Origin of the sequence: Phenylobacterium sp., assembly GCF_030651185.1 — a bacterium.
In the GTDB taxonomy this organism is placed as follows: Bacteria; Pseudomonadota; Alphaproteobacteria; order Caulobacterales; family Caulobacteraceae; genus Phenylobacterium.
Window position 1 is genome coordinate 86,505 of sequence record NZ_JAUSCJ010000011.1, and the last position, 11,512, is coordinate 98,016.

15 protein-coding genes are annotated in these 11,512 nt (G+C 69.7%); 3 read left to right on the forward strand and 12 right to left on the reverse strand.

The features are described from left to right. Positions 1 to 106: 106 nt before the first annotated feature. Complete coding sequence (locus tag Q7J39_RS03395; protein WP_304820424.1) at positions 107 to 817, reverse strand: class I SAM-dependent methyltransferase; 711 nt, start codon at positions 815 to 817, stop codon at positions 107 to 109. 1 nt (position 818) lies between these two features. After that, a complete protein-coding gene (locus Q7J39_RS03400; protein ID WP_304820427.1) occupies positions 819 to 2,633 on the reverse strand; it encodes a DUF885 family protein in 1,815 nt (604 codons plus the stop codon). A 288-nt stretch (positions 2,634 to 2,921) separates the two neighbouring features. Between Q7J39_RS03400 and rnk the strand changes: the two genes are divergently transcribed. Next, on the forward strand, positions 2,922 to 3,302 hold the full coding sequence (gene rnk, locus Q7J39_RS03405; RefSeq protein WP_304820429.1) for a nucleoside diphosphate kinase regulator: 381 nt from the start codon (positions 2,922 to 2,924) through the stop codon (positions 3,300 to 3,302). A gap of 17 nt (positions 3,303 to 3,319) precedes the next feature. Here rnk and Q7J39_RS03410 read toward each other — a convergent pair whose 3' ends face one another. The 6 genes from Q7J39_RS03410 to Q7J39_RS03435 form a co-directional block, all read right to left on the reverse strand. Further along, a complete protein-coding gene (locus Q7J39_RS03410; protein ID WP_304820431.1) occupies positions 3,320 to 4,732 on the reverse strand; it encodes a hypothetical protein in 1,413 nt (470 codons plus the stop codon). Continuing rightward, positions 4,729 to 5,499 carry a DNA-binding domain-containing protein gene (locus tag Q7J39_RS03415; protein ID WP_304820433.1) on the reverse strand — a complete coding sequence of 257 codons (771 nt, stop codon included), beginning with the start codon at positions 5,497 to 5,499 and terminating at the stop codon, positions 4,729 to 4,731. The genes Q7J39_RS03410 and Q7J39_RS03415 overlap by 4 nt, the downstream gene beginning before the upstream one ends. Continuing rightward, positions 5,496 to 6,320 carry a DUF692 family multinuclear iron-containing protein gene (locus Q7J39_RS03420; protein ID WP_370689990.1) on the reverse strand — a complete coding sequence of 275 codons (825 nt, stop codon included), beginning with the start codon at positions 6,318 to 6,320 and terminating at the stop codon, positions 5,496 to 5,498. The genes Q7J39_RS03415 and Q7J39_RS03420 overlap by 4 nt, the downstream gene beginning before the upstream one ends. 60 nt (positions 6,321 to 6,380) lie before the next feature. Then, a complete protein-coding gene (locus Q7J39_RS03425; protein ID WP_304820437.1) occupies positions 6,381 to 6,644 on the reverse strand; it encodes a DUF2282 domain-containing protein in 264 nt (87 codons plus the stop codon). 119 nt (positions 6,645 to 6,763) lie between these two features. Continuing rightward, positions 6,764 to 7,024 carry a DUF2282 domain-containing protein gene (locus Q7J39_RS03430; RefSeq protein ID WP_304820439.1) on the reverse strand — a complete coding sequence of 87 codons (261 nt, stop codon included), beginning with the start codon at positions 7,022 to 7,024 and terminating at the stop codon, positions 6,764 to 6,766. Positions 7,025 to 7,216: 192 nt separating this feature from the next. Continuing rightward, on the reverse strand, positions 7,217 to 7,429 hold the full coding sequence (locus Q7J39_RS03435; protein WP_304820441.1) for a DUF4287 domain-containing protein: 213 nt from the start codon (positions 7,427 to 7,429) through the stop codon (positions 7,217 to 7,219). Between the two features lie 118 nt (positions 7,430 to 7,547). Between Q7J39_RS03435 and Q7J39_RS03440 the strand changes: the two genes are divergently transcribed. Together Q7J39_RS03440 and Q7J39_RS03445 are read left to right on the forward strand one after the other, a co-directional pair. Further along, entirely contained in the window at positions 7,548 to 7,868 is a 321-nt protein-coding gene (locus tag Q7J39_RS03440; RefSeq protein ID WP_304820443.1) for a BrnT family toxin, read from the forward strand. Next, positions 7,849 to 8,166, forward strand: coding sequence for a BrnA antitoxin family protein (locus tag Q7J39_RS03445; protein ID WP_304820445.1), 318 nt, complete (start codon positions 7,849 to 7,851; stop codon positions 8,164 to 8,166). The genes Q7J39_RS03440 and Q7J39_RS03445 overlap by 20 nt, the downstream gene beginning before the upstream one ends. A gap of 206 nt (positions 8,167 to 8,372) precedes the next feature. Here the strand turns inward: Q7J39_RS03445 and Q7J39_RS03450 are convergent, their stop codons facing one another. From Q7J39_RS03450 to Q7J39_RS03465, 4 genes are all read right to left on the reverse strand, one after another. Next, positions 8,373 to 8,852: a VOC family protein gene (locus tag Q7J39_RS03450; protein ID WP_304820447.1), complete on the reverse strand. Its 480-nt coding sequence runs from the start codon at positions 8,850 to 8,852 to the stop codon at positions 8,373 to 8,375. A 285-nt stretch (positions 8,853 to 9,137) separates the two neighbouring features. Beyond that, complete coding sequence (locus tag Q7J39_RS03455; protein ID WP_304820449.1) at positions 9,138 to 10,268, reverse strand: ferritin-like domain-containing protein; 1,131 nt, start codon at positions 10,266 to 10,268, stop codon at positions 9,138 to 9,140. A 259-nt stretch (positions 10,269 to 10,527) separates the two neighbouring features. Next, complete coding sequence (locus Q7J39_RS03460) at positions 10,528 to 10,935, reverse strand: metallopeptidase family protein (RefSeq protein ID WP_304820452.1); 408 nt, start codon at positions 10,933 to 10,935, stop codon at positions 10,528 to 10,530. Then, positions 10,928 to 11,497, reverse strand: coding sequence for a hypothetical protein (locus Q7J39_RS03465; protein WP_304820455.1), 570 nt, complete (start codon positions 11,495 to 11,497; stop codon positions 10,928 to 10,930). Before Q7J39_RS03465 ends, Q7J39_RS03460 begins: the two co-directional genes overlap by 8 nt. Positions 11,498 to 11,512: the final 15 nt, after the last annotated feature.

The following is an 11,512-nucleotide window of genomic DNA, read 5'->3' on the forward strand; positions in this document are numbered from 1 at the left end:
CGGCAGCTAAACCATACAGAACGCTCGGTTTCCGCGACAAAACGCCCGGCGGCGGGCGCCGCGGCCCGGGGCGGCGTGCCGTTATCGGACGGGCGGCGGGGGCCCCTCAACCCTTGGTGGCCAGCACGTCGAACCGGTAGTGGGCGGTGAACCGGCCGGGATCGACGCGGAACGCCACGCCGTAGCCGTGCTCCTCCAGCACGCCGCGCAGATGATCGCGGCTCCACCAGGTCCCCAGGGCCTCCTGCCCCGCCGCGCGGCGCCGCTCGAACTCCGCCCAGCGCTCGGGCGTGTCGTAGAAGGCGCCCAGCCGGTCGACGTCGGGAATGTCGGTGAGGAACAGGGTCATCCCCCGCCCCGCGCAGGCCTCGATGTTGCTCAGCAGCGTCCGCAGCATCGCCTCGTCGAAATATTGCAGCCCCTGGTTCATCACCACCTTGTTGAGGCCCGGCGCGGGAAAGTCCCCCGGCCCGATCTCGTGGGCGCCGCGCGCCACATAGGTGATGTTGGCGCCGCCATAGTCGCGCCGGGCCACCGCGATCAGCTCGCGGGAATAGTCGATCCCCACCACGGCCGCGCAGGCCGCCGCCAGCCGCACGGTCACCAGGCCGTTGCCGCAGCAGAGGTCGGCCAGCACGTCGGAGGCCCGCAGGTCCAGGGCGTCCTCGATGGCGGCCACCAGCCGGTCCATCTGCGCGGCCTCGATGGGGCGGCCCCCCACCGTCCGCCCCACCTGGGCCAGGGGCTCGCCCGGCAGCGGCTCGCCGCCGTCCCAGTGGCCGCGCCAGTCGCGGTCGGTGGGCAGGGTGCCGGCCATCTCAGGCCTGGGCCTTCACCCAGCGGCGGACCCGGGTCTCCAGCACCGGCAGCGGCAGGCTGCCGGCCCCCAGCACCAGGTCGTGGAACCCGCGCGGGTCGTACTTGCCGCCCAGCGCCCCGCGCGCCTCCGCCCGCAGCGCCAGGATCCTGGCCTGCCCCACCATGTAGGAGGTCGCCTGGCCCGGCATGACGAAGTAGCGGCGGATCTCCGAGGCGATCTTGCCCACCGGCTGCGGCGAGTTGGCGGCGTAGAAGGCCGTGGCCTGTTCCTCGCTCCAGCCCTTGGCGTGGATTCCGGTGTCCACCACCAGCCGGATCGCCCGCCAGATCTCGCGCCCCAGCCGCCCGAAGTCGCTCACCGGGTCGGCATAGAACCCCATCTCCTTGGCCAGCCGCTCCACATAGAGCCCCCAGCCCTCGACATAGGCGCCGTAGGTATACTGGGTGCGGAACACCGGCAGGCCGGTCAGCTCGGCGGCCAGCGAGAGCTGCAGGTGATGCCCCGGCCAGCCCTCATGATAGGCCGTGCCCTCGATCTCATACAGCGGCGTGGCCCGCACATCGGCCAGGTGGACATAGAACACCCCGGGCCGCGAGCCGTCCGGCGCGCCCGTGGCATAGTGCGCCGCACCGCCCGGCTCCTCGCGGAACGCCTCCACCCGCTTGACCACCAGGTCGGCCTTCGGCAGCCGCCCGAACATCTCCGGCAGCCGGGCCTTCATCGCGGTCAGATAGCCCTGCGCCAAGGCCAGGTACTTGGCCCGGCCCGCCTCGTCGTTGCTCACATAGAACCGGTCATTGGTCCGCAGCTCGACGAAGAACGCTTCGAGCGTCCCTGAGAAGCCGATCTTGCCCTTCAGCACCTCCATCTCGCCCCGGATGCGCGCCACCTCCGACAGGCCCAGCGCATGGATCTGGTCGGCGGTCATGTCGGTGGTGGTCTGCTGGCGCAGCATGGCCTGGTAATAGGCCGCCCCGTCCGGCAGGGCGCCCGCCCCCTGCGGCGAGGCCGAGGCGTTCCCCCGGTCGGCCGCCAGCCAGGCGCCGACGCGGTCATAGGCGGGCTTCATCGACCCCGTCATGGCCGAGGCCGCCCCGGTCACGAAGGCCTGCTCCTGGGCCGCATCGATCTTGCCCGCCGTCCGCAGCGACGCCGCCTTGGCCTTGGCGTCGGCGAACAGGGCGCAGTCGGCGCCGGCGCCGAAGGGCGCCCCCGTGGTCAGCCGCGTCACCTCGCTGGCCGCCTGGTCATAGGCGAACCGCGGCGCCCGCACCCCGGCCTTCGCCGCCGCCTGGGCCTTGGCCAGCTCCACCGCCATCGCCGGCCCGATGGCCGCGATCCGCGCCACATAGGCGGCCATGTCGGCGGCGCTATCGACGCGGTGGGCGTTGATCATGAAGTTGGGCAGGCCGGTGTGCAGGCCGTTGCGGTCGAACACATAGCCATGCCCCCGCCAGCGATAGGCCTCCTCGGCGCGGACCAGGGCCAGGAGCCAGATATCGAACGACGTCCGCGCATCTTCCCCGAGCTTGCCGGGATCGAACCGACGCTTCATCTCCGCGACGCTCCGCCGCCGCCAGTCCAGCCGGGCGGCCTGGGCGGCCTCACCCTGGTCGGTGAGCCTGTCATTGGCGGTCTTGCGCCCCAGCCGCGTCAGGCGCTCGGGGTCGAGGGCCAGTTCCTGCTCAAAGGCTTCGTCGAGATAGGCGGTCAGGGCGGCGTCGAGATCGCCGGCCGCCGCCGCCGCCCGCGCGGAGGAGGCCACCGCCGCGCCCGCGACCCCCAGTCCGAAGTCACGCCGTGAAAGCCGCATCGGAAACTCCCTGCCAAACCAAGGGCCGATCCTAGTCGGCTTGTCGGCTCCGCGACAACGGGCCCCGGCCCACGCAGGCGTGGTTTGACAGGCCGGGCGCCTGATGCCTGAATGGCCCGATGTTCTCCCGACCGTCCTTCCGGCGTTTTCGCCACCACGGCGGCAGCCTGCTCGCAGGCTCCTAGCCCCGGATTCCAACGGCTCGCCCGCGAGTTCGGGGCCTTTCTGAAAACCTGACCTTGCCGCCGACCCTGTCGGCCCGCGCCGCCGCGCGCCCGGAGACCTCCCATGCCGTCCAAGACCCCTGCCCGTCCGCCCATCCAGCTCAGCGAAACCGACGCCGACCGCCTGTTCCTGCTGCTCGACCGCGCCCCGGCCGACGGCGGGCGCCTGCGCGAGGAGCTGGAGCGCGCCCAGGTGCGAGCCAAGGTCCCCGACACCGTGGTGGCCATGAACTCGACGGTGGAATTCCTCGACGACGCCCACGGCGAGACCCGCACCGTCCAGCTGGTCTATCCGGGGCAGGCCGACATCGCCGTGGGCAAGGTCTCGGTCCTCAGCCCCGTGGGCGCCGGCCTGCTCGGCCTGAAGGCCGGCCAATCCATCCACTGGCCCGACCGCGACGGCCGCTTGCGCGCCCTCCGCGTCCTGAAGGTCAGCCGGGGGTAGGGGGCGACGGCGCGGGCCTAGCCGGGACGGCCGATCCTGGCGATCAGGGCGTCGAGGCCGGGGTCCGGGGTGTCGGAGGGACGTTCCCCATAGACGCCGGCCGGGAGAAGCGGGGCGCCGAACAGGCGCAGGGCCAGGGCCGCGTCATCGGGGACGGGCGCGCCCGCGTCGTCGGGGCGCCGGACAGAAATCAGCGCCAGGACATTGCGCACCGTGGAGAGGGCGGACTTGGCCGAGGTTCCCGGCAGGGGAACCGCCACCACCGAGCGCTTGGCTTCGGTGGTGCGGGTCAGCGCCCCCAGGGAGCCGATCAGCACCGTCTTGTCATAGGGCACGCGGACCGGGACCTCGATACGGGTCTTTTCGGTGTTGAGCAGGCTGGCGCCGCGGCCGCTGCTGGCCTCGCTCTGGGCGCTGATCTTGGAATATTCGAGCACCACCGTCAGATCGGCATGGTCGCGGCCGATGGCGTCCGGCGTGACATTGATGCTGATCCCGACCTCCCGCTCGATCGGGTCCTGATCGTCGCCGTGGGGCACGATCAGCACCGACCCGCCCTCGAGGAATTTCGAGGTCTTGCCCAGGCGCGCCAGCACCAGGGGGCTGGCCTCCAGGGACACCCGGCCCACATCGCGGGTGGCCAGGTTGAGGGAATAGGTCACCCCCGACAGGGTCACCGCCACATTGCCCGTCGTGCTGGAGCCGGAGTCGCCATAGCTGTAATTGACCAGGGAGCCGCCGAAATTGATCGACAGGCTGTCCAGCAGGCTGATGCCGCTGCCCAGCGCGGCGGTGCGCGCGTCGCGGATGATATAGGCCTCGATCACGATGTTCTGGTCGCTGTCGGCGCCTGAGGCCGCGGCGGGCGGCGGCGGGGCGGCCGGGGCGGGCCGCCAGTTGGACTCTCCGGAAAAGGCGCGGTCGAGGAAGGGGCTGCCCTGGCCCGCCGACACCGCGCCGGCATAGGCCTGCCGCGCCAGTTCGGGCCGCTGCGCGCGATAGGCCGCCAGGGCCAGCGGCAGGGCCAGGTCCCCCACCTTGCCGCGGCGATCGGCCGCCGTCGCCAGGTCCCCCAGGGCCTCGTCAAATTCTCCTAGCCGGTAGTGGGCCGCGGCCAGGCCCACCAGGGGCTCCCACAGGTCCGGCGCCAGGCGGGCCGCCGTGCGGAAGCCGCTCTTGGCCAGTTCAATGTCGCCGGAGGTGGCGCCCGGTTGCGCCAGCAGCCCCTGCGCGGTCCACATGTGGGCGCGGGCGTTGAGCGGATCGCGGCGGACGGCCTCGAAGCCCTGAGGCCCGGCTGGATCGCCCACCAGGGTCATGGCGTGGTCGAGACGGGCCGAGGCGCAGCCGGCCAGCAGGCCGCTGAGCCCCAGGATGGCGGCCACGCGCGCGCGCGGGAAGACGCCCTGCCGCCCCTGCAACTTGATCATGATATCCCGCCCCCAAACACGTCAGCTACGCCCGCCACGGGCCCGGTGTCCACGTCCGGCCGCGCCAGACCCTGGGCGAAGGCGAAGGCCAGGGCCGCCGGCAGATCGAACCCTTCGCTCGCCACCCGGGCGGCGGCCTCGCCGAGGCTGTGGCCACCCATCAGGGCCTGCAGGAAATCGCCCGCGCCCGGCGGCAGGACCCGCACCAGGACCTCCATCTGCGGGCGGCAGACCACCACATCCTCGCCGCGCCAGTCCGCCACCGGGACCCAGTCGGCGGCCAGGTTGTGTTCCCACAGGGTGGCGGCGGGAAAGGGTGACCGCAGCACGAAGACCGCGGCATGCAGGCGCAGGCGCACATCCTGCGCCCCCGGCCCGTTCAGCCATTGCAGATCCTCGACCCCGAGCGGCAGGGCGTCCTGCGCGTGATAGGCGCGCGTCACCGCGGCTTCGATCCGCGCCACATCGGCGAGATAGGGGATATCGGCGGCCGGCGGAAAGGCCGCGATGAAGTCGGGCAGCTCGTCCCCATAGGCCAGCAGGACGGGCCCGCGCGGCGGGCTGGCCTGGATAAATTCCCGCGCCATGGCGTGGAAATAGTCTTCCCCCACGATGCGCAGGGTGGCGGGAAAGGCGATGGCCAGGGAGGCCGCCAGCGAGGCCATGCGGTTGTTGCGGTGGATGTCCAGGCGCGGCTCAGGCGTCCCGACCAGCGGCCCCGCCCCGTGCAGGGCGGCCGAGAACGCCTCTTGCCGCGCCAGGTTCACGCCGCGTGCGACCGCAGGGGGGTCAGGATCGCCTCGGCCTTCGCGGCCTCCGCCAGCAGCTCGGGCCAGGCGGGCAGGTCGTTGTCCCATTCGATCAGGGTGGCGATGGGTCCGGCCCTGCCGATGACGCCCGAATAGAGCCCCCACACCGCTGCGCTCACCGCCGCGCCATGGCTGTCGATCAGCACCCCGTCGGCCCGGCGCGCATGGCCGGCCAGATGGATTTCCCCCACCGCGTCCAGGGGCAGGGCCGCCAGATACCGCGCCGGATCAAAGTCCAGGTTCACCGAGGAGACAAAGACGTTGTTGACGTCCAGCAGCAGGCCGCAGCCGGTGCGCCGCGCCACCTCGGCGAGGAAGTCGGGCTCCTCCAGGGCGCTGTCTTCAAAGCTCAGATAGAGGGAGGGATTCTCCAGCAGGATCGGGCGGCCCAGCACCGCCTGGGTGCGGTCCACATGCTCACAGACCCGCGCCAGGGTCTCGGCCGTATAGGCCAGGGGCAGCAGGTCGGCGAGGAACTCGCCCCCGTGGCGCGACCAGGCCAGGTGCTCGGAAACGCTCTGCGGGTCATAGCGCGCGCAGAGCGCCGCCAGTCGCTGCAGGTGGTCTTCGTCCAGGGGCTCGGCGCCGCCGATCGACAGGGCGACACCGTGCAGCGACAGCGGATAGTCTTCGCGCAGCCTCGACAACATGGCGTGCGGCGGCCCGCCCGCGCCCATGTAGTTCTCCGCATGCACCTCGAAGAAGCCGATCGCCTGGGGCGCGGCATTGATCGCGGCGAAATGCTGCGGCTTGAACGAGGCGCCGGCGCGCGGCGGCAGACGCGTCATCGCGCCGCTACCGGCTGCGGGTCGGCCTGCCCGGCCCCGGAGTTCGGAGCGTCACTTGCCCTTTGGCGGCGTGGTCTTGCCGCCTTCCTTTTCGCAGGTGCCCTTGGCGACGTATTTCCATTCGCTGGGGCTGTTGTCGGCCTTGGCCTGACCGGCGCAGGAATGAACCCCGTTGGCGTCGGCGCAATCGTTATGACCGGCCTTGGCGATGCCGTAGCACTTCTCCTTGTCGCCCGCGGCATGGGCGGGGACCGCCAGCAGGGCGAGGGTGGCGCTCAGCGCGGTGGCGAGCAGGGCGGTGGAGGGGCGGGTCATGGCGTTCTCAGGCTGAAACTGGGCTGTCGTTGGGTCGTCCCGGCGCCGACCACTTTCCTGGGCGTCGGCGCGTTTCGCAACATCTTTTGAAGTCTGCGCAAGGCGTTCCTATCGGCGCATCATTTGGTCGCGGTGAGCTTGCCGCCTTCCTTCTCGCAGGCGCCCTTGGCGACGTATTTCCACTCGGTGGTGAGATTATCTTTCTTGGCCTGACCGGCGCAGGCGTGAACCCCGTTGGCGTCGGCGCAATCGTTCTGCCCGGCCTTGGCGATGCCGAAGCACTTCTCCTTGCCGGCCGGCGCGGCGCTGGCCGGCAAGGCCAGCAGGGCGAAGGTGGCGGACAAGGCGGTCGCCAGGATCAGATTGGAGGCGGTGGTCATCACAGGTCCCTATGCAAGGCGCCGACTGTGGGCCGCAGGTATGACCAGGGTCTGAAGCTGGGCCGCCCAGGGCCACGTCGTCTGACCGTAGGGCCGCGGCACTTTTGGCTGAGCAAGGCGCGCGTCGCGGCGAGCCTGCCGGACCACCCCGTCAATCCCCCCGGCTCAGACCGCCCGCCGCGCAGGAACCCGCTAGCCGCCCGGCTCTGCCAAGGTGTGCGCCACGATGGCGTTGGCATGCCCATGACCCATCCCATGCTCGGTCTTCAACATGGCGACGAGTTCCATATGCTTGGCCGGCAGCCGCGCGCGGACCAACGCCTTCCACTCGGCGATCGGCCGCCCGTAGGTCTTCTCGATGGAGGGGAAGTAGGACGCGGGGCCCTTGATCTTCTCGTCAGGCATGGGGGTTCTCCGGGTTGCTCCTCGGAGGACGAAGGAAGAGCGGGACATCCGACAAGGACGGCCCCTCGACTTTTGAGTTCAGGGCAGGCGGCTTATGTAATTACAAATCTATAATTATATGGAAGCCATTACCAGCGTCCGATTTGAATTGGACGAGGCTGAAAACCTCTCAAATCAGCGCAAGCATGACGGTGTGAGCTTCGAGGAAGCCCGGCAGGTATTTCAGGATCCGCTGCACATCTCGGTGCAGGACCGCATCGAGGGTGGCGAACAACGGTGGCAAACCGTTGGGGCGGCCCAGGGCGTCGTGATCCTCCTGGTGGCGCACACGGTCAGCGGGGAAGACGCCGACGGCGGGTCGGTCGAGATCATCCGCATCATTTCAGCGCGGCGAGCCACGCCGCGAGAGAGGCGACGCTATGAAAACGAAACTGGTTAGCCACACCCCCGAAACCCTGCCGGCGCTCACCGACGCGCAGCGCGAGCACCTGGCCGAGCTGGCGGCGTTGCCTGACGAGTCGATCGGCACCAGCGACATTCCCGAGCTGTCAGACGAGGCGTGGAGCGCGGGCGTCCGTGGGCGCTTCTACCGGCCCGTAAAGCAGCAGATCACCGCCCGCGTGGACGCCGACGTGCTGGATTGGCTCAAGTCGCAGGGCAGGGGGTATCAGGGCCGCCTGAACGCCATTCTGCGGCGGGAAATGCTGGCCTCGCTTAAGCAGGCGCGGCGGGCGTGAACAAGGGCGCTATGCCGGCTGCCAGGAAGGCGAGGCGTATCGCCTACAAGTAGAGGTTCCCGACTTCAGAGACGGGGTTAGCGGACGTCGGCTTTCCTCCCTCCCGCGGGGCGCCCGGGCCACGCCACTGCCGACTGTGATCGCCCCGAAGGTCTCGTAAACGTCCGCAATGGGTCGCTTTTCACGCCTTGGGTAAGGCTCGCCCCCTACCCCCGTCTTGCCGCCTCGATCCTCGCCACGTCGATCTTCTGCATGGTCATCATGGCGTCGAACACCCGCTTGGCCACCGCCGGGTCGGGGTCGGAGACACCCTCGGTGAGCACGCGCGGGGTGATCTGCCAGGAGAAGCCCCAGCGGTCCTTACACCAGCCGCACTCGCTCTCCTCCCCGCCATTGCCGACGATGGCGTCCCAGTACTTGTCGGTCTCGGCCTGACCTTCAGTCTCCACCACAAAGGAAACCGCCTCGTTGGCCTTGAAGGCCGGGCCGCCGTTGAGGCCCAGGAACGACTGGCCCAGGACGGTGAACGCCACCGTCAGCTCCTGGCCGGCCTTGCCGTCAGGAAAGTCGCTGGGCGCCGTCGCGGCGGGTCCGACATGGCTGTCGGGGAACAGGCCAGCGTAGAATTCCGCCGCCTTGCGGGCCTCGCCGTGGTCGAACCACAGGCAGGTGGTGAACTTGGCCATCGTCGTTCTCCTTAGGTTGTCTGATCCAAGGACGAACGAGGCGCGGGGTTCCCGACACGCCCAGGGTCCCATCCCGGCGCAGGCCGGGCCCCAAATCCCCCTATGGCCTCGGTCCAGCGTTCGTGTGGTTCGTGTGGTTCGCGGTTCCAAGTCTTGCGGCCGCGACGCCGACGAGGCGGATCAAGCTGGTCCACGAACCACACGAACCACACGAACAGTGCCCCCGACGAAAAACGCCCGCCGGGGGGACCGGCGGGCGTTTCGCGTTCGGCGTCGGAGAGAAACCTACTCCGCGGCGATGGAGATCGACTGGGCGATGCGGTCCTTGAAGTTGATCTCCTGCAGGTAGGCGATGCCCTGCTCGGCGATGTCGTCGCCGACCATGCGGTCGCCCTCGGCCTTCAGCTCCTCCAGGTCCACATAGATGGCGTAGAAGGCGCGCGTCCGCTCGGTGATGATGCCGGCGTTCAGCAGGGTCTTCACCAGCACGCGGAAGATGTTGGACTGCTCCTTCATGCTCTCGCGGCGGGTCTCGTCGTTCATGTTGGCGGCCATCTCGGCGATGACGCGGTCCGGATCGAGGCCGAACTCCTCATAGAGGTCGCGCTGCTGGGTGGGGGCCACCAGGTTGAACAGCAGGGTCTGGAAGCAGTGGGCCGCCCAGGTCTCGATGATCTCGTGCTCGGCTTCCGACAGGTGCGGGATGGTGCGGTCGGCCCAGATCTTCCCGAACTTGTGGTGGAAGGCCTCGTCGGTCATCACCAGCTGCATCAGCTTCTTGCCGAGCGGGTCATTGATATTGTTGAAGAAGGTGGCGAAGGCGCCCATGGCCAGGCCCTCCACCAGCATCTGCATGCCGATGATCTTCTTGTAGACCTCGGGGCTGCCGATGATGTCGATCAGCAGGGCCTTCAGCGTGGGGCCGGCTTCCACCGGGCGGCCCCAGCGGGCCTTGATGTACTTGGCGAAGGCCGTCACGTGGCGGGCCTCTTCGCGGGTCTGGTTGGCGGCGTATTCCTGCGCCCCCTGGTCCAGCAGCACGTGGCACAGGCTGGCCGACAGGTTCAGCGCGCCCTGCTCGCCGTGCAGGATCGAGGAGAACGACCGCAGCGCCGACTGGTTGGCGAACCGCACGCGGGTCTTCCAGTCGCTGAGGTGGTTGGAGACGTAGTCGGTGGACAGCGAGATGATCATGTCCTCCGGCAGGAGCATCTCGTTTTCCATGTCGAAGGGCTCGTCGAAGTCGATGTACTTCTTGTCGAGCGGATCCCAGAAATGGTCGTGGGTGGCCGAGATGATCTTGTCGAAGGCGGTGGACCGATTGCCGTAGCGGTCGAGGTCCAGCATGGCCTCGAAGTCGTCGGGGGCCACGGCCTCGTAGATGATGTCCTTGGTGATGTTGCCGTCGGCGGCCATGGGGGTCGTCTCCTGCGGTGGCGCGCACGCTGGCGGCCACGGTTTCCTCTTGGAGCGACGATCACCCGCAAACCTTGCGGAGTCAATAAAGTTGACGGGGCCGTCACTTTCCAAACTTACGTCATCCCGACCGAAGCGAAGCGTAGAGCCGGGACCGCGAAGCGGCGGCGCGAAGCAGCCACCCAGGAGCAGCCATCAATCCCCCTGGGTCCCGGGTCTCCCCTGCGGGTCGCCCGGGATGACGGTGGTAAGGTGGGGCTTACTCCGCCTCGATGGCGTCGATGTCGTCGTCGGACAGGCCGAAGTGGTGGCCGATCTCGTGGACCAGGACGTGGGTGACCAGTTGCGCCAGCGTCACGTCGCCGCGGTCGACCCACTCATCGAGGATCGGCCGGCGGTAGAGGAAGATCATCGAGGCCTGCGGCGAGGGGTCGAACACCGTGCGCCGGCCGATGTCGACGCCCTGGTACAGACCCGTCAGCTCGAAGGCGTCCTCGATGCCCAGTTCATCGAGCACATCCTTCTCCGCGAAGTCGTCGACCCGGAAGATCACGTCCCCGGTCATCTTGCGGAAGTCGGCCGGCAGGGCGGCGAAGGCGGCCTCGGCGAGCGCCGCCAGGTCGTCGAGGGAGGGGGCCAGGCCGCTGGCGTCGGGGGCGTCACTCATCAGGCATGATGATATGCGGCGCCTCGGGGGGCCGTGTCTCGAACAGACCGATATCCAGCGGCTGCTGCGGCTTGACCGGCCGCATCGGGGTGCGGGCGAGCGCGCTGAGGGCCTGATAGTCCAGGGGTTCGCTGGCCTTGCGCCGGGCGGCCCGCGCCTGGGGTCCCTCGGCCGCCTTGGCCGCTGACCCCAGCCGCCAGTAGCTCACCTGCAGCCGCCAGACGGTGCGGGGCGGGGCCTTGGGGGCGGGCCAGCGGCGGCCGTCCTTCATCGCCGGCTGCACCGGGGGCGGCGGGCGCCCGTCGATCACCTCGGCCAGCCGGCAGAAGCGGTCCTCGGCGGTCAGGACCACGACCCGGCCCGGCCGGTCGTCCTCCACCCGGCCGGCATGGGCCTCCAGCGCCGCCTCGCGGCTGGCATAGGGCGGCCCCACCGGCTCGGTGACGAAGACCACGGCCTGGCCGGCGGCGGCCACGGCCTCGCGTTCGCGCGCCGCCCGGGCAAGCGGCGCCTGCAGGGCGGCGTCCACATGGGCGGCCACCGGATAGAGGATCGCGGTCATGCCTCGATTATCGCC

Excerpts from the sequence above, each read along its gene's own strand:
- Q7J39_RS03395 (WP_304820424.1), bottom strand. The coding sequence starts at position 817 with ATGGCCGGCACCCTGCCCACCGACCGCGACTGGCGCGGCCACTGGGAC.
- Q7J39_RS03400 (WP_304820427.1), bottom strand. The coding sequence starts at position 2,633 with ATGCGGCTTTCACGGCGTGACTTCGGACTGGGGGTCGCGGGCGCGGCG.
- rnk (WP_304820429.1), top strand. The coding sequence starts at position 2,922 with ATGCCGTCCAAGACCCCTGCCCGTCCGCCCATCCAGCTCAGCGAAACC.
- Q7J39_RS03410 (WP_304820431.1), bottom strand. The coding sequence starts at position 4,732 with ATGATCAAGTTGCAGGGGCGGCAGGGCGTCTTCCCGCGCGCGCGCGTG.
- Q7J39_RS03425 (WP_304820437.1), bottom strand. The coding sequence starts at position 6,644 with ATGACCCGCCCCTCCACCGCCCTGCTCGCCACCGCGCTGAGCGCCACC.
- Q7J39_RS03430 (WP_304820439.1), bottom strand. The coding sequence starts at position 7,024 with ATGACCACCGCCTCCAATCTGATCCTGGCGACCGCCTTGTCCGCCACC.
- Q7J39_RS03435 (WP_304820441.1), bottom strand. The coding sequence starts at position 7,429 with ATGCCTGACGAGAAGATCAAGGGCCCCGCGTCCTACTTCCCCTCCATC.
- Q7J39_RS03440 (WP_304820443.1), top strand. The coding sequence starts at position 7,548 with ATGGAAGCCATTACCAGCGTCCGATTTGAATTGGACGAGGCTGAAAAC.
- Q7J39_RS03445 (WP_304820445.1), top strand. The coding sequence starts at position 7,849 with ATGAAAACGAAACTGGTTAGCCACACCCCCGAAACCCTGCCGGCGCTC.
- Q7J39_RS03450 (WP_304820447.1), bottom strand. The coding sequence starts at position 8,852 with ATGGCCAAGTTCACCACCTGCCTGTGGTTCGACCACGGCGAGGCCCGC.
- Q7J39_RS03455 (WP_304820449.1), bottom strand. The coding sequence starts at position 10,268 with ATGGCCGCCGACGGCAACATCACCAAGGACATCATCTACGAGGCCGTG.
- Q7J39_RS03460 (WP_304820452.1), bottom strand. The coding sequence starts at position 10,935 with ATGAGTGACGCCCCCGACGCCAGCGGCCTGGCCCCCTCCCTCGACGAC.
- Q7J39_RS03465 (WP_304820455.1), bottom strand. The coding sequence starts at position 11,497 with ATGACCGCGATCCTCTATCCGGTGGCCGCCCATGTGGACGCCGCCCTG.